The sequence below is a fragment of the Embleya sp. NPDC005971 genome (assembly GCF_040629175.1).
GTDB lineage: Bacteria > Actinomycetota > Actinomycetes > Streptomycetales > Streptomycetaceae > Embleya.
The window spans coordinates 1-16,036 of record NZ_JBEXUX010000048.1; the positions used below are offsets into that span (position 1 = coordinate 1).

Genomic DNA, 16,036 nt, shown 5'->3' on the forward strand with positions numbered 1-16,036 from the left:
CTTCTTGCGGACCAGCAACTGGGCCTGGCCGCTGTTGCCGTCGGCGTCGGTCACCGTGAGGGTGTGCGCGCCGTTGGCGACGTTGTCGGCCAGCTCGCGGCCCCGCCGTCTCGTTTCGCACCGGTGGCCCCGGGCCCGTTCCGGACTCAGAGGTGATGCGGCGGCTTGTCGTCCAGGAACCGGCGCAGGTCCGCCGGGTCCGAGGCCGGGCGTTCGTCGCCCCAACCCGCATCGGTCTCGTCCGAACTCACCTCGGGAAGCAGGTCGTCCCAACCGAACCGGTCCCGCCGCCTCGGTTCGCCCGGTCCACTCGTCGCACGCACATCCGCCTCGGCCATCGCATCAGTGTGCCGGCGCTCCGGCGGCAACCCGCTCACGCGGCTTCGAGCCCCTGGGCGGTGGCCAACTCGCGCAGCTCGACCAGGGCCTGCTTCTCGATCTGGCGGATCCGCTCACGGGTGAGCCCGAGTTGCTTGCCGACCTCGGTCAGCGTGTGCTCCTTGCCGTCCGCCATGCCGTAGCGCGCCCGCAGGATCGTGGCCGTGCGGCCGTCCAGCCGACCCACCAGGCTCGCTATCTGCTCGCGCCGCAGCGTCGCCAGGGTGATGTCCTCCGGCGTCAACGGATCGGTCTCCTGGACCAGTTCGCCCAACTCGGTCTCGCCGTCGTCACCCACCGGGGTGTCCAGGCTGATCGGATCGCGCGCCCAGCCGATCACGTCCACGACGCGCTCGGGCGTGGAGCCCACCGCCTCGGCGATCTCCGTCATCTCGGGATCGCGCCCGTGGTCACGGGCGAACTCCCGCTGCACCCGGCGGATCTTGCTCAGCTCCTCGACCAAGTGCACGGGCAGTCGCACGGTGCGCGCCTGATCCGCCATCGCCCGGGTGATCGCCTGCCGAATCCACCAAGTCGCGTAGGTGGAGAACTTGAAGCCCTTCGCGTAGTCGAACTTCTCGACCGCGCGGACCAGGCCCACGTTGCCTTCCTGAACCAGGTCCAGGAACGGCATCCCGCTACGCGGGTAGCGTCGGGCGACGGAGACCACCAGTCGCAGGTTGGCCTGGATGAACAACTCCTTGGCCGCCGCGCCGCGCTCGATCAGCCGCTCCAACTCGGCCCGGTCGACGCCCTCGGGCACCGCGTCGTCGTCGATCAGCCTGCGTGCGTACAGCCCGGCTTCGATGTCCTTGGACATTTCGACCTCGCGCTCCGCGTCGAGCAGCTTCGTGCGGCTGATCTCGTCCAGGTACACACCGACCGTGTCGCGCTCGACGTCGGCAGCCTTCCGCGTGCGGGAAGCCGCCACTCGCTCGGCGCCCTGTCGGGCCACACCACGTGTAGTCGGCATGCTCTAGCCCTCACTTTCATTCGCATTCGTCAATATTTCGAACGAACGAGAAGCCTGTGATATTCCGTCCGAAGATGTAGTGTTGAAAGGTTGGCCGATAGCGGCCCTTGAGAGCGCCTGCCCGGCGTCGGGCCCCGCATGCACATTCGGTGTGCCTACGTCCCGCTCAACGGTCGACGAGGCCCGGATGTTCCGATCTTCCGGACCCGACGCCCCCGCGCACCCCCGGGAGGGACCGCTTTCGGCCGGCCGTCAGTGCGCGTCCGGCGCGGGCTCCAGGTCGCGCGGGATCAGCCGCCAGGCCAGTACGGCGGCGACCAGCGCGACCACGCCACCGACCAGGAAGGTCGGCGTCATCGCGGCCGTGAAGGCGTCGCCGGCCCGGCCCAGGAGAGCGCTCGCGCCGAGTCGATCCGCGACCACGGACGCGTCCCCGATCGACTCGCGCACCGCCGCCGCGTCGGCCGAGTCGAGGTCGAGGTCGGGCAGGTCGGCCCGGTAGAGCGCGGACGCCATGCTGCCCAGGATCGCGACGCCGAGCGCGGCGCCGAGTTCGTACGCGGTCTCGTCGATCGCCGCCGCGCCACCGGAATCGGCGGCGGGCGCCGAGGACATCAGCACCACCGACGCGACCGTGGCCAAGGTGCCCACACCCAGCCCGACCACCGCGAGCGAGGTGCCCACCAGCGCATAGTCCACCTCCCGGAAGTGCTGCCCGATCCACGGCAGCGCGAGCCCCAGCGCCATCAGCGCCAGGCCGATCGCGAGCACGTTCCGAGGTGGGAAGCGGTGCATCAGCGAGGGCACGAACATCGACGCCAGGATCAGCGCGATCGGCGCGGGCAGCAGGTGCAGACCGGCGGAGACCGGGCTGTAGCCCTGCACGTACTGGAACCACTGGCTGAGCAGGAACAGCGCCGCACCCAGCCCGAGCATGCCCAGGAAGATCGCGGTCGCGGCCATGCTGAACGCCCGATCGGTGAACAGCCGGACCTGGAGCAGCGGATTGGCCAGCCGCAACTGGCGACGGACGAACACGGTCAGCGTGAGCGCGGCCACCACGAGCAGGACCCACGCGACCGGATCGCCGACGCCACCCTTGCCGAGCTGCTTGACGCCGCCCGCGAGGGTGCCCATGCCGACGATCGACAGGCCGACACCGGGCCAGTCCCACGCGCCGGAGCGCGGCGAACGCGACTCGGGCAACAACCACAGGCCGAACCCGATCACCGCGACCGCGATCGGCACGTTCAACAAAAACGCCGACTGCCAACCGTGCGACTGCACGAGCAGCCCGCCGACCACCGGCCCCAGCGCCATGCCGCCGCCGAAGACCGCCGACCACACGGCGTAGGCGAAGGCCCGCTCGCGGGCGTCGGTGAACACCTGGCGCAGGATGGTCAGCGTGGACGGCATGATCGCCGCACCGCCCACGCCGAGCAGCACCCGGGCCGCGATCACGTGCCAGGCGGCGGTCGCCGCCACGGCCAGCAGCGAGGCCAGCGCGAAGATCGCGAAGCCGACGAGCAGCAGCCGCTTGCGCCCCCAGCGGTCCCCGAGCGCGCCCGCGGTGACCAACAGGCCGGACAACGCGAGCGCGTACGAGTCGATGATCCACAACTGCTCGACCGAGCCGGGCCGCAGATCGGCGACCAGGGACGGGAACGCGACGTTCAGGATGGTCGCGTCCATCGAGATGATCAGCAGGCTCCCCGACAGGATCGCGAGCACGGCCCAGCGCAACGGGTCGGGCGCGGGGCGAAGGGCGGTGGAGCCGGCCATGAGACATCCTCAATCCTTGTGAGACACAAATGTCTCACGTCATCGAAGGACTGTCTACCGCTCCCCTCCCGGCAGCACGATTGTCATGAACGACTCGCCCGGCCGGAATCCGAGCCGCTCGTACACCGCCCGGGCCGGATTGCCCTCGGTGACCGCGAGCCCGATCGAGGGCAGCCCGTCGAGCAGCGCCAGGCCGAGCGTGTGTCGCAACAACCGGCCGCCGAGCCCCGCGTACTTGGGATCCGGGTCGCGAAAGACCTCGGTGATCCACGGGCCGAGCAGTTCGGCGTCGTTGACCAGCACCGCGCCGACCACCCGCCCCTCGTCGAACGCGACCGTGCTGAACCCGAACAACGGCCCGAGCGCGCGGCCGTCGAACAGACCCGCCAGGTTCTCCGGGCTCGCGTCGTCACCGCCGTCCGGGTGCTCCGGCGGATAGGCGGCGATCCAGGTGTCGTACAACTCCGAGGACGGCACGGACGCCGCCGCGCGCACCTCGATCCCGGGCTCGGCCCACGTGGCGTCCCCGAGATCCGGACCCAGATCGCGGAAGTACTGATGCAGATGGCGCATCAACCGGCCGCCCGCGGCGACCAGCACCGCGCCGGTGTCCGCGCGGGCCGACACCACCCACCCGGGCAGCGCGGTCAGGATGGCGGGCGCGGCGAGTTCGGCCGGAAGCCGGTGCAGGCGCAGGTCGAGCGCGGCCGGGCGCCCCGAACGATTGCCCAGCCGGTAGTCGGCGACCAGTGCCCCGTCCCGATCGAACACGGTCCCCCGCGTACGAACACTTTCGTCTGTGGTCATGAGCTTCATTCTTCGATGCCCGAGCAAGTGGTTATCCCCTCTCAGCGGCCTCGATCCCGACCGCCGGGCAGCGCCCGCGGCGGCCATCGTGGGCGTCTCGGCACAGGCCACGCCCATCCGCCCAGCATCGCCCGACCCGCCGAACCGCGCACGCCCGGGCGCATCCAGAACATGCGCGGAGAGTGATCGCCCGCGAAACTGGCATACATGGACAAAATCTCGCTCCGGACGGCCACCAAGGAGCAACTCGCGTCGGCCCGCAGCACCTCGTCCGGCCGCAGCTCGGTCACCATGCTCGGCGGCTCCCGCCAACACCTGCGGCAGACCCTGATCGCCTTGACCACCGGCAACTCGCTGGCCGAACACACCAGCCCCGGCGAGGCGTCGCTGATCGTGCTGACCGGCCGGGTGCGACTGACCGCCGACGACGAGTCGGTCGAGGGCAGCTCCGGCGACCTCCTGGTCATCCCCACCGAGCCGCACACCCTGGAGGCCCTCGAGGACTCCGCCGTCATCCTCACCGTCGGCAAACCCTGACCGGCCACAAAGCCGCCGGCCACCCCGGCAACCGTTCCGCTACCCTGTCCTGCGGGACCACACGGCCCCGAAGCCTCCATAGCTCAGGGGATAGAGCACCGCTCTCCTAAAGCGGGTGTCGCAGGTTCAAATCCTGCTGGGGGCACCGTGCCCGTACGGGTGGGAAACCCCGGCTTCGGCCGGGGTTTCGGTGTTTGTGGGGTCGCCTCAGGTCGTGGGGCTCACCTCGGCGGTGCCGGCTCGGTCGTACAGGGCGGCGATGTCGGGGCCGAAGTAGCTGCTGTACGAGGTGAGGTCGTCGCCGCCCTGCTCGTAGCCGCCGATCACGCCGATCACCGTGCCGCGGTCGTTCGCGGGGTCGATGTCCGTGATCATCGGGCCGCCGCTGGTGCCCGCCGGGAAGCCCGCGCAGTCGAAGCGCAGTTGGGTGTCGGAGTAGGCCGCGGTGGTGTTCTGGCAGCCGATCGGCTCGTCCTCGTCGTCCGGGTAGCCGACCAGCCGCGCCGGCCGCGAAGGCGAGGAGCCGAAGGCGAGTCGTTCGGCGCCCGTGACGGTCTCGATCCGCTCGTCCGAGCCCGGGCGGCGGACCTGAAGGAAGGCGACGTCGTAGGCCGGGTCCCCGTCGGTGACCCAGCGCGGATCCACGTCGATCCGGGACGGGACCCACACGCCGTACGGCATCACGCCGTCGTGATAGCCGGGCGCGAAGGCGATGTCGGTCGTGAAGGCGTCGCCGTACACGCAGTGCGCGGCGGTGACCACCAGGTTCCGATTCGGCGACTGCACCACGGTCGCGGTGCAGAAGTGCTCCGGGTCCTCCCCGTCGCCCGCACGCAACAGCGCGCCGATCGCCGGAGTCGCCGCGATCGTGCTCGCCTGGAGCGGTTCGGACGCCGGCAGCGGCTCGACCTCGGTCGAGGACTCGGTGGGCACCGGGGGCGCGGGCGCCGAGGGCGCATCGGTGGGCGCCGCGCCCAGCAGGTTCGCCGCGGTCCGGTCGCCCTCCGCGGGGTCCGGGAGGTGGTAGCCGCGGGAGGTGTCGCCGGTGCCGCGCGCTCGCGGATGGCCGGAGATCCGCCCGCCCGACGCCAAGGCGACCGCCACCAGCACCGCGAGCACACAAAGGGCGATACCGATCGCCGGTCGACGCCTGCGCGGGTTCGCCCGGGCATCCGCAGCCAGTCGGGACACTCGACCACCAATCTCAGCGGGTTACGGCCTCGGTTGTGGACGCTACCGGCTGGGTGGATACCCCGGTGGGGAGGAATCAGACCGATTGCCCGCACGGTCACCGGGTCGTGACGAAGTGTTCCTCCGACCGTCGCCCCAACGGGTGGGAGGTGGGCGACGGTCGCAGGAATCCCCCGCTTTTCTTCGTGTGCCGGCCCGGCGCCGTCTCTCCAAACGCGCCTGGCGACCCTGCGACCGTATCCCGAGGGCCGGCGACATCGGCACCCCGGTATGGGTGATTTATGACTGCCTTAAGAAACTTCCATGGTCCGTGCACCCTTTTCGAAGGCGCGTCCGGACCGGCCCGCCCGCATCCGGGCGGCCGGATCATGCCCTCGTGCCCCGGGCCCGGCGCTGCCACACTTTCCTTGTTCCACGAGGGCGGCCGGAGAGGCGGGGGTACCGATGGCTGGGTCCGAGGACTCGTGGTGGACGGTGCGTGCTCGGCTGCGGCTGATCTGGGTGCCGTGCGTGGCGGTCATGATCGCCACCGTCGCCGCGCTGGTGGTGGGCCTGACCCTGGACGGCGACGCGCGCTCACGCGGCCTGCTCCTGGTGCTGGGCATCGATCTGCTGCTCGTGGTCGGGTCGACGGTGCTGATCGAGAGCGCCTTGCGGCGTACGGTCGAGCAACCGCTCGCCCGGTTGGCCGATCCGACCCGGGAGCCGCCGGCCGGGCGCTACGACAGTCGCGAGTTCGACCGGATCGCCGACGTCATGGCGGCCCTGCGCGACCGGGCCAGGGACGGCGAGGACCGGGCGCACCGCGACCGCGCGAGGGTCGCCCGGCTGACCGAACTGCTCGCCGAACGGGACCGGACGCTGGACGGCGAGCGCGCGCGGTCCCGCGAGCTGGTCCGCGAACTGGCCGAGCTGCGCGGCCGGGTCGAGGAACACGCGCGGCGGGCCCGGCTCGCCCAGGCCGACCTGGATCGCTTCGCGTACGCCGCGACGCACGACATGCAGGACCCGCTGCGGCGGATCGTCTCGTTCGGCCGGATGCTCCAGGAGCGCTACGAGGACGTGCTGGATCGACGCGGCCGGCAGTACATCGACTTCACCATCGACAACGCCCGCCGGCTGCAGATGCTGATCGACGAGATGGTCACCCTCACCGAGGTGGGCCGCTCACGCGCGGAGAACGCCGAGGTCGACCTGGGCGAACTGGTGCGGCAGACCTGGCTGGACATGGCGGACCAGGTGGAGGACACCGGCGCCGAGCTGGAACACGGGCGACTGCCGGTGGTCGAGGCCGATCCCGGGCTGCTGGCCACGCTGATCCGGCATCTGCTCGGCAACGCGGTGAAGTTCCAGCGCCCGTACGAGCAGCCGCGGGTGCGCGTCGACGCCGAGCCCGCCGCCGCCGGGTGGCGGATCACCGTGACCGACAACGGGATCGGCATCCCCACCGAGGCGGCGGAACGGGTGTTCGCGGCCTTCCAACGCCTGCACCCACGCGAGACCTACACCGGCAGCGGCATCGGGCTCGCGATGGCCAAGCGGATCGTCGAACAGCACGGCGGCCGGATCGCCGTGGACACCGACCACACCGAGGGCGCCCGAATCGCCTTCACCCTGCCGGGCCACGTCGACGAACCCGACGGACCCAAGTCGGGCGGCGCCGGCCCGGACCCGAACGCGGTGCCCGGCCACCCGGTGGATCCGGCCGAAATCGCCGAGCCGATCGGGCCCGCCGAACCGGTCGTGGCGAACTCCGCACTCGTTGAACCCGTTCGCTTCACGGATCCGTCGAACCACGAGCCGCTCGCGTACGTTTCCGTTGCATCGGCGCCGCGTGACCGGCCGGCGTCGGGGACGACGACGGAGGCACCCGATGCGAACGACCGACCCGAACACCGAGCCGACCGGCACCCCACCGACGACCACGGTCGCCCGGACCGGTAGGGCCGAGCCGACCCGGCGGGTCCTGGTCTGCGGCGCCGTCGTGGCCGCCGCCGGAGCGACCCTGGTGGCCTGCGGCAGCGACGACGGCGACTCGAAGGACAAGTCCTCCGACGGCTCCGGCGGCGACAAGACGCTCGGTCCGGTCGGCGACGTGCCGGTCGGCGGCGGCAAGATCTACGACGACGCCAAGGTCGTGGTCACCCAGCCCACCGCCGGCGACTTCAAGGCGTTCACCGCGGTGTGCACCCACCAGCAGTGCCTGGTCGGCAGCGTGGCGGCGGGCAAGATCAACTGCCCGTGCCACGGCAGCAGTTTCGACGCGAGCACGGGTGCGGTGCTCGGCGGCCCGGCCCCGCGCCCGCTCGCCGCGAAGCAGATCACGGTCACCAACGGCCAGGTCGTCCTCAAGCCCGCGTAGGTCGGGGCGCCGAGCCCGGTGGGCCGGTCCGCGCCGCGCGGGTGGTGGACCGCCCGCGCGGCTATGGTTTCCGCTCCCGCTTCGTGATTGCGTACCCGAGCCCGTCCCGGGCCAGGACGCGATGCGGAGGACCCCACCCATGACGACGACACCGCCGACCCCGCGGCCGAGCCTGGATCTGCTCGACGGCGACTGGTACGCGAACGGCCCCTATCCGGACTACGCGTGGTTCCGCGAGCACGAACCGGTCGCCTGGGACGCGGGCAACGAGCTGTGGGGCGTCTTTCGGTACGCGGACGTCAAGGATGTCGAGGCGCGCAGCGACCACTTCGTCAACTCCGACCGGAGCAAGGGTGGTTACCGCCCGAACCTGCCCGCCGACCCGGCGATCATCGGCCTGGACAACCCGCTGCACAACAAGCGGCGCAGGCTGGTCAGCAAGTGGTTCACCCCGCGCGGCGTGCGCGAGTGGGAGGAGCACGTGCGCGCGACGTGCGTGGAGATCCTGGACGCCGCCGTGGCCAAGGGCACCGTGGAGGTGGTCGGCGACCTCGCCTCGGTGTTGCCCGCGAAGATGATCGGCCGCCTGCTGGGCTTCCCGGACGAGGACTGGCCGCGACTGCGCGACTGGTCCGAGCGCACCATCGCGCTCGGCGGCGGCCCGCGCTACCTGAGCGAGGACGGCCGGGCCGCGGCGGGCGAGTTCATCCGGTCGGCGCTGGGGCTGTACGAGGCGAAGAAGGCGTGTCCGGCCGACGACGTGATGTCGGTGTGGACCACGGCCCACATCGACGGCGAGCCGGTGGGGCCGGCCGACGTGGCGAGCGACTGCCTGCTGCTGCTCGACGGCGGCGCGGAGACCACCCGCACGGTGATCGCGCGCACCTTCCTGTATCTGCTCGAACACCCGGAGCAGTGGGAACTGCTGCGCGCGGGCGCCGACCTCGCGGTCGCGACGGAGGAGTTCATCAGGTACAGCACGCCGATCCACAACATGTGTCGGGTCGCGGTCGGGGACCAGCGCATCGGTGACACGGTGATCCCGGACGGACACCAGGTGGTGCTGATGTACGGCTCGGCCAACCGCGATCCGGCGGTGTTCGCCGAGCCCGAGCGGTTCGACGTGACGCGCACGCCCAACGACCACATCACCTTCGGTTTCGGCACGCACTTCTGCCTGGGTGCGCCGTTGGCCCGGCTGGAGATCCGGGTCTTCTTCGAGGAATTGCTCGCCCGGGTGCGCGAGCTGCGGGCGGTCCCGGACAGCGCGGTGGTCCAGATGCCGAACGCGTTCGTGTACGGGATCCGCGAGGCGCACGTGGAGCTGATCGGCTGAGTCGCCCGCCCGCCCGTCCGCTTGGGGCGTCGAACGAGTCGCGTGCGGCGTCGAACGAGGCGCGCGGGGTCGAACAAGTCGCGTGCGGCGTTGAACGAGTATTTCCGGGAAAAGGGATAGAGGGGAGTTTTCACCACAAAATTAAGTGTTGGGAGGCGACCATGACGGGCTTGTTGGACGAAGGATTGCCGGTCGATCACCGGCTCGGACAGGTCTACCGGTACGGCGGCGGGTTCATGGGGCTCGTGCTGATCACGTTCGGTGTCCTGGGCTTCACGAACAACGTCGGTTTCTTCTCCACCACCGGGCGCCAGGTCGCCGGGATGTCCACCAACGGCGCGCTGAGCCTGATCTCGGTCGTGGTCGGCGCGATCCTGATCATCGGCGCGATCATCGGCGGCAACACCGCCTCGACCGTGAACATCGTGGTGGGCGCGCTGTTCGTGATCAGCGGTTTCGTCAACCTGGGCCTGATCGGCACCCCGGACATCAACTATCTGTCCTTCGAGATGCCGAACGTGATCTTCAGCTTCGTGGTCGGCCTGCTGGTGATGACGTTCGGTTTGTACGGGAGGGTGAGCGGCCATCTGCCGCACGACAACCCGTACTGGCGCTCGCGCCACCCGGCGCAGGCGGCGCGCGAGGACGCCTTCCGCAATCGGGCCTCGGTGCTCTCCCGCGACGGGGCATCGGCGCTCGGCGGCGGCCCGACCCGACCCGGCGTCGCGGGTGGTCACCGGTAGGACCGCGGCGGGTCCGGCGGGTGGGCAGCGGACCGCATGTGCGTCGGCGCCGGATCGGCTCCATCGAGCCGATCCGGCGCCGATCCGCGTCCGGTGGCAGCGCCGGCTCAGTGGCCCGCGCCGCCCTCCGCGCCGAGCGGACGCTCCCACCGCGGCATCAGGAAGGCGAGCCCCCACGCCGCGGCCAGCGCCAGTGCACTGGCGGTGAGACCGATGGTGAACCCGTCGTCGAACACCGCCCGCACCGCGTCCGCCCCGCGCGCCGCGCCCACGTGGTCCTCCACGTGGCCGAAGAACAGCGTGCCGAACAGCGCCACCCCCAGCGCGCCCGCGAGCTGCTGGACCGCGTTGAGCACGCCCGAGGCGGAGCCGATCTCGTGGTCGTCCACCCCGGCGAGCGCGATGCCGAAGAACGGCGCCATCAACAGGCCGAAGCCGAAGCCCGCGAGCGCCGTGGCCGGCAGCAGGACCCAGGCGTTCACCGGGCCGTCGTGCATCGCGATGGTGCCGCCGATGCCGATCACACCGAGCAGGCCGAGCAGCAGGCCCGCGTGCAGGACCCGACGGCCGTACCTGGCGGCGAGCACCGCGCCGGCCAGCCCGGCGCCGACGGTCGAGCCGAGCGACCACGGGATCAGCGCGAGCGCCGCGTGGGTGGCGGTCCAGCCGAGGCCGACCTGGAGGTAGAGGCCGAGCACGAGCATCAGGCCGATCATCGAGCCGAACATCATCAGGCCGACCGCGAGGGCGCCGGTGTAGGCGCGGTTGCGGAACAGGCTGATCTCCACGAGTGCGTCGCGGCCCGCGCGGCTGCTGCGCACCTCGTACCAGGCGAACAGCGCGAGCACCGGCAGCGAGCCGGCCATGCAGGCGAACGTCCAGCCGGGCCAGCCCTGTTCGCGCCCCTGCACCAGCGGATAGACGAGCAGCACCATCGCCGCGGTGACCAGGATCATGCCCACGACGTCCAGGCCCGGCCGGCGCGCACCGGCCGCCTCCGGGGTGGGTCGGGGCACCACCGCGGCGCCGGCGAAGAAGGCGAACAGCCCCAGTGGCACGTTCACCAGGAACACCGCGCGCCAGCCCAGACCGAACAGGTCGGCGTCCATCACCACCCCGCCCAGGATCGGCCCGAGCACCGCGGCCAGGCCCATCGCCGGCCCGAACACCGCGAACGCCGCGCCCACCTCGCGCTCGTCGAACATCTCCCGGATCAGCCCGAACGCCTGCGGCACCATCAGCGCCGCGGCGAGCCCCTGCAGGCCGCGGGCGCCGATCAGCATCTCCGGTGACTGCGCCAGGCCGCACAGCGCCGAGGTGAGGGTGAAGGCGAGCACCCCGCCCAGGAACATCCGTCGCCGGCCGAGGATGTCGCCCAGTCGGGCGCCGGTGATCAGGAACATCGCGAACGCCAGGGTGTACGCGGCCGAGAACCACTGGAGGTGGGTCGAGGAGCCGCCCAGGGCGTCCCTGATGCCGGGGCCCGACACGTTGACGATGGTCGCGTCGAGCAGGTCCATGATGTCGGCGCCCATGACCACGGCGAGGCCGATCCACCGGAGCGGGTAGGCCGGCCGGCGCTCCCCCGGCTCGGCCTCGATCGGCACCGCCTTGCTGGTGTCGGTTTCCATCGTCTCCCCCTGCTGCTCGAACACCGTTCGCACATCGAACGGCGTTTCATCCACGAACACTGTTTTAGCTACGAACACTGTTCGCGTCAAGTACAGTGTTCGTAAAGCCGAGTGACGCGATCGGCGAGGGTTGGTCGAGGAGGTGGCGCCGTGTCCGAGGTTCCCGAGGTTGCCGAAGTGCCCGTGCCGCCGTGGCGCACGTCGCCCAGGAGTCGGTCGCCGCGCAAGCCGACGCTGACCCAGGAGGCGATCGTCACCGCCGCGCTGGAGATCATCGACGCGGAGGGCATGGACGCGCTGAGCATGCGCCGGGTCGCCCAGCGCTTCGACACCGGCGCGGCCTCCCTGTACGCGTACGTCGCGAACAAGGAAGAGCTCGTGGAGCTGGTGGTGGACCGGGTCAACGGAGAGGTGCGGATTCCGCTCGCGGATCCCGATCGCTGGCGCGAGCAACTACGCGAGGCGATGTTCGCGATCCGCGACGTCTACGCCGCACACCGCGATCTGGGTAGGGCGTTGATCGGCGCGGTGCCGATCGGGCCGAACTCGCTGGACTCCAGCGAGCGGCTGCTGGCGATCCTGCGCGCGGGTGGACTCTCCCCGAAGGTGAGCGCGTTCGCGGCCGATCTGCTGTCCATGTACACGGTGATGTCCGGCCTGGAAATGGGCGGCCAGAACACCATGCACGGGGCGACCGACGAGGAGCGCGGGGCCTATTACACCGCCCTGCACGACTACTTCGCGTCCTTGCCCGCCGCCCGCTTCCCCACGTTGACCTCGCTCGGCGACGCGCTCACCTCGGGCGACGGCGACGAGCGCTTCGCGTTCGGCATCGACGTGTTGTTGCTCGGCATGATCGCGTACACCGACCGGGAGTCCTGACTCGGCGTCAGGAACCCGGCCAGGATCGGGATCACCGCACAGATGGTGTACGCGACGGGATAGCCGCCCGGGCCGCCGATGAGCGCGCCGAACACCGGCGGCCCGGCGGCGGCGGTCAGGTTCTGGCCGGTGTTCTGGATGCCCATCACCCGTCCCGCCCACGCGCTGCCCGCGAGTTCGGCGACCGCGGTGAAGGCCAGTCCGTTCCAACTCACCGTGGCCACCGAGGCGAGCAGCAGGAAGACGATCGCCGACGGGCCGCCGATCGTCGAGGTCACCGCGAGCGCGCCGACCACCACGGCGTTGACCACGCACAGCGTGCGCATCGGCCGCAGCCGGGAGCCGACCAGGTCCGACCAGCGGCCGACCGCGATCCGGGAGCCGGCCGCCACCAGTTGCACGGCCGCGAGCAGCCGGCCGGCCGCGGTCGCGGTCCAGCCGTGCTCGGACACCAGATAGTCCGCGGCGAAGGACACCACGACGAACTGGGACACCACCAGCAGCGCGCTGGCCGCGTGTATTCGGTACAGCACGGGCGAGTCGTACGGCGAGGCGGTTCGCACCGAGCCGGCCGCCGGCGCGGGTCGGGCCGGATCGCGGACGAGGACCGCGACCAACGCCGCGCCCACCACACACAACACGGCCGGGAAGACCAACGCGGCCCGGAAGCCCGCCTGGGTGCCGATCGGCGGCAGCACCAACGCGCCGGCCACCATGCCCAGCGGTTGCGCCATCTGCCGGATGCCCATGGCCAGTCCGCGCTGCTCGGGCGCGAACCAGCCCAGCACGACCCGCCCGCTGGCCGCGTTCACCGCCGCCGAGCACGCGCCCGCCACCGCGAGCCAACCCCCCAGCCACACCGCGCCGTCGCCGGCCAGGGCCACCGCGATCGCCGTGCCGGCCAGCACCAGACCGGTGGCCATCACCCGCCGCTCGCCCCAGCGATCCGCCGCCGCGCCCCACAACACCAGGGTCAGCAGCAGACCGAAGGTCGGACAGGCCACGACGGTGCCGGCCTGCGCGAGCGACATGCCCTCGTCCACGCGCAACACCGGAACGAGATAGGCGAGGCCGTACAGGAACACGCAACTCGCCAACTGTGCGCACATCCCGATGGCCAGCATCAGCCAGCGCCGGCTCTCCCCCATCGCGCCACCTCCACGTCAATATCTGTGCACCATACAAGCTTTCTCAGGGACTGAGACGAGAATCTCGCACTTCGAGACATGCGCCATGGAGCAGCATGGGAACAGGACCACCGCAACACGTTCCACCACTCTGGGGAGAGACATGTTCGATGTCGAGGAATGCACGGCCGGGCCCCGCAACGCGATCACCGACGTGGCCGGCCTGCGGGTCGGGCACGCCGCCTACACCGATGCCGGTGCGATGACCGGAACCACCGTGCTGCTCGGGCCGGTCGGCGGCTTCGTGGCCGGCGTGGACGTGCGTGGCGGCGCACCGGGCACCCGCGAGTTGCACGCGCTCGACCCGCGCAACCTGGTGCCCCGGATCGAGGCGATCGTGCTCGGCGGGGGCAGCGCGTTCGGCTTGGACGCGGCAAGCGGGGTGGTGGCGTGGCTGGCCGAGCGGGGGCGGGGGTTCCCGGTGGGCACGGAGCCGCACCAGGTGGTGCCGGTGGTGCCGGCCGCGGCGTTGTTCGACCTCGGGCGCGGCGGCGACTGGGCGCGGCGTCCCGACGCGGCGCTGGGCCGGGCGGCGATCGCGGCCGCCGACGCCGAGCCGGAGCACGCGGTGGTGACGCAGGGCAGCGTGGGCGCGGGCACCGGTGCGATGGTCGGCGGACTGCGCGGCGGGGTGGGCACGGCGAGCGTGGTCCTGCCCGGCGGGGTCACCGTCGCGGCGCTCGCGGTGGTCAACGCGGCCGGGTCCGCGGTGGACCCGATCGGCGGCCTGCCCTACGCGGCCGGCCTCGGCCTGCCCGCCGAGTTCCCGCTCGCCGCGCCCGAACACGCCGAGCACGCCGCCGCGTTGCACCGCGCCGCGGCCGCCGCCCAGGCGCCGCCCACGCTCAATACCACGATCGGGATCGTGGCCACCGACGCGGTGCTGACCAGGTCACAGGCGCAGAAGGTGGCCGGCGTCGCACACGACGGGCTGGCCCGGGCGATCCGGCCGGTGCACACGCTCTACGACGGCGACACCGTCTTCGCCGTGTCCACGGCCCGGGTGCCGCTGCCCGCGACCGATCCGGACACGCCCTACGGGGTGAACGCGGAGGCCGCCGCACTGACCATGATCCACGCGGCGGCGGCCGACGTATTCGCCCGGGCGGTACTGCACGGCGTGTTGACCGCGAAGGGCGGCGGTGAAGTCCCGGCCTACCGAGATCTTTATCCGAATTCCAGCTCCGCATACGGGCGGTAACGATCTTGATCGCTGTTCACGAATAGGGAAACCCGCCCGAGAGACGCCAACCGGACTGCCCTATCATCGGCGATTCGACGATGAGGTTTCCCCGCTTCAGAAGGGGCCCGAAGCAACGGAGCGGTTCGCCGACATGGGACACGTTGATCATTTTGCATACGGAGCCGTCACTCCCGGTATCGCCTACCTCATGTCCTGCGTCGGATCGGCTCTCGGGCTGCTCTGCACGACACGGGCGCGGGCGGTAAGCGGTTGGGTGCGCGCCCGTTGGTTGGTACTGGGCGCGACCTCGATCGGTGGTACCGGAATCTGGGTCATGCATTTCATCGGCATGCTCGGATTCTCGGTGCGCGAGACCCCGATTCGATACGACGTGGCCAAGACGTTGACCTCGCTGGTGCTCGCGGTGGTAGTGGTCGGCATCGGCATGGCGGTCGCGGGTCGGCGCAAGGCGGGCGCCGTGGGGCTGGTGCTCGGCGGGATCATCACCGGCGGCGGCGTGGCGATCATGCACTACATGGGCATGGCCGCGATGAGCCTGGACGGCTCGGTCGAATACGACTCGTTCCGAGTCGGCCTGTCGATCCTGATCGCGGTGGTCGCGGCCACCGCGGCGCTGTGGGCCGCGCTCAATGTGAGCGGATTCGCGGCGACCGGGGGCGCCGCGTTGATCATGGGCCTGGCGGTCAGCGGAATGCACTACACGGGAATGTCCGCGATGAGCGTGCGCACCGAGGGTCGGCACGGGATGGTGCACGGGGTGGAGGCGTCCCAATTCCTCGCGCCGTTGATCACCGGCATCAGCCTTTTCACGGTGATCACGCTGTTCATCGTCGCGCTGTCGCCGTCCGCCGACGAGATCAAGGAAGAGGACGAACTCAACGCCAGGTTGGCCCGGTTGGAGGACAACCGGATCGGCGCGACGCCGACCGACCGGGTCGGCACGCGCCCCTCGCACCGCCGCACGGAAAACGACCCGCGCGATTACTTCCACTCGGGTCGCTGATCCGGAATTTCGAATTCCGA

14 protein-coding genes, 1 tRNA gene and 1 pseudogene are annotated in these 16,036 nt (G+C 71.0%); 9 read left to right on the forward strand and 7 right to left on the reverse strand.

The window, feature by feature from the left end; genetic code table 11:
• Nucleotides 1–146 precede the first annotated feature (146 nt).
• From ABZ374_RS33015 to ABZ374_RS33030, 4 genes are all read right to left on the reverse strand, one after another.
• On the reverse strand, nt 147–338 hold the full coding sequence (locus ABZ374_RS33015; RefSeq protein WP_360318153.1) for a hypothetical protein: 192 nt from the start codon (nt 336–338) through the stop codon (nt 147–149).
• 35 nt (nt 339–373) lie between these two features.
• The gene (locus ABZ374_RS33020) at nt 374–1,351 is read right to left on the reverse strand and encodes a sigma-70 family RNA polymerase sigma factor (protein WP_360318157.1); all 978 of its coding nucleotides are present in this window, start codon (nt 1,349–1,351) and stop codon (nt 374–376) included.
• 252 nt (nt 1,352–1,603) lie between these two features.
• Nucleotides 1,604–3,133 carry an MFS transporter gene (locus tag ABZ374_RS33025; protein ID WP_360318160.1) on the reverse strand — a complete coding sequence of 510 codons (1,530 nt, stop codon included), beginning with the start codon at nt 3,131–3,133 and terminating at the stop codon, nt 1,604–1,606.
• A gap of 54 nt (nt 3,134–3,187) precedes the next feature.
• A complete protein-coding gene (locus ABZ374_RS33030; RefSeq protein ID WP_360318163.1) occupies nt 3,188–3,940 on the reverse strand; it encodes a GNAT family N-acetyltransferase in 753 nt (250 codons plus the stop codon).
• A 207-nt stretch (nt 3,941–4,147) separates the two neighbouring features.
• Here ABZ374_RS33030 and ABZ374_RS33035 point away from each other — a divergent pair, with 207 nt between their 5' ends.
• Both ABZ374_RS33035 and ABZ374_RS33040 read left to right on the forward strand, forming a co-directional pair.
• The gene (locus ABZ374_RS33035) at nt 4,148–4,477 is read left to right on the forward strand and encodes a cupin domain-containing protein (protein WP_360318165.1); all 330 of its coding nucleotides are present in this window, start codon (nt 4,148–4,150) and stop codon (nt 4,475–4,477) included.
• A 72-nt stretch (nt 4,478–4,549) separates the two neighbouring features.
• A tRNA-Arg gene (locus ABZ374_RS33040) sits at nt 4,550–4,622 on the forward strand.
• Nucleotides 4,623–4,684: 62 nt separating this feature from the next.
• Here ABZ374_RS33040 and ABZ374_RS33045 read toward each other — a convergent pair.
• Nucleotides 4,685–5,668 carry a serine protease gene (locus tag ABZ374_RS33045; RefSeq protein ID WP_360318168.1) on the reverse strand — a complete coding sequence of 328 codons (984 nt, stop codon included), beginning with the start codon at nt 5,666–5,668 and terminating at the stop codon, nt 4,685–4,687.
• Between the two features lie 444 nt (nt 5,669–6,112).
• On the opposite strand from ABZ374_RS33045, the gene ABZ374_RS33050 reads away from it, so the two are divergent.
• The 4 genes from ABZ374_RS33050 to ABZ374_RS33065 all read left to right on the forward strand — a co-directional run bounded on the left by ABZ374_RS33050 (nt 6,113) and on the right by ABZ374_RS33065 (nt 10,109).
• Nucleotides 6,113–7,612, forward strand: a complete 1,500-nt coding sequence (locus ABZ374_RS33050) for an ATP-binding protein (RefSeq protein WP_360318171.1) — start codon at nt 6,113–6,115, stop codon at nt 7,610–7,612.
• Nucleotides 7,542–8,030 (forward strand): Rieske (2Fe-2S) protein, encoded by a 489-nt coding sequence (locus ABZ374_RS33055; RefSeq protein ID WP_360318174.1) that lies wholly within the window; start codon nt 7,542–7,544, stop codon nt 8,028–8,030. Before ABZ374_RS33050 ends, ABZ374_RS33055 begins: the two co-directional genes overlap by 71 nt.
• Before the next feature lie 139 nt (nt 8,031–8,169).
• Nucleotides 8,170–9,366, forward strand: a complete 1,197-nt coding sequence (locus ABZ374_RS33060; RefSeq protein WP_360318176.1) for a cytochrome P450 — start codon at nt 8,170–8,172, stop codon at nt 9,364–9,366.
• A 161-nt stretch (nt 9,367–9,527) separates the two neighbouring features.
• Entirely contained in the window at nt 9,528–10,109 is a 582-nt protein-coding gene (locus ABZ374_RS33065) for a DUF4383 domain-containing protein (RefSeq protein WP_360318179.1), read from the forward strand.
• 107 nt (nt 10,110–10,216) lie between these two features.
• Here ABZ374_RS33065 and ABZ374_RS33070 read toward each other — a convergent pair whose 3' ends face one another.
• The gene (locus ABZ374_RS33070; protein ID WP_360318182.1) at nt 10,217–11,794 is read right to left on the reverse strand and encodes an MFS transporter; all 1,578 of its coding nucleotides are present in this window, start codon (nt 11,792–11,794) and stop codon (nt 10,217–10,219) included.
• A gap of 129 nt (nt 11,795–11,923) precedes the next feature.
• Between ABZ374_RS33070 and ABZ374_RS33075 the strand changes: the two are divergent.
• Nucleotides 11,924–12,535: pseudogene (locus tag ABZ374_RS33075) on the forward strand (TetR/AcrR family transcriptional regulator); the annotation flags it as partial.
• Here the strand turns inward: ABZ374_RS33075 and ABZ374_RS33080 are convergent.
• Nucleotides 12,475–13,770 carry an MFS transporter gene (locus ABZ374_RS33080; RefSeq protein WP_360318185.1) on the reverse strand — a complete coding sequence of 432 codons (1,296 nt, stop codon included), beginning with the start codon at nt 13,768–13,770 and terminating at the stop codon, nt 12,475–12,477. The pseudogene ABZ374_RS33075 and the gene ABZ374_RS33080 overlap by 61 nt on opposite strands.
• A gap of 142 nt (nt 13,771–13,912) precedes the next feature.
• Here ABZ374_RS33080 and ABZ374_RS33085 point away from each other — a divergent pair, with 142 nt between their 5' ends.
• Both ABZ374_RS33085 and ABZ374_RS33090 read left to right on the forward strand, forming a co-directional pair.
• Nucleotides 13,913–15,010, forward strand: coding sequence for a P1 family peptidase (locus ABZ374_RS33085; RefSeq protein WP_360318188.1), 1,098 nt, complete (start codon nt 13,913–13,915; stop codon nt 15,008–15,010).
• Nucleotides 15,011–15,143: 133 nt separating this feature from the next.
• On the forward strand, nt 15,144–16,016 hold the full coding sequence (locus tag ABZ374_RS33090; RefSeq protein ID WP_360318191.1) for an MHYT domain-containing protein: 873 nt from the start codon (nt 15,144–15,146) through the stop codon (nt 16,014–16,016).
• Nucleotides 16,017–16,036 lie beyond the last annotated feature (20 nt).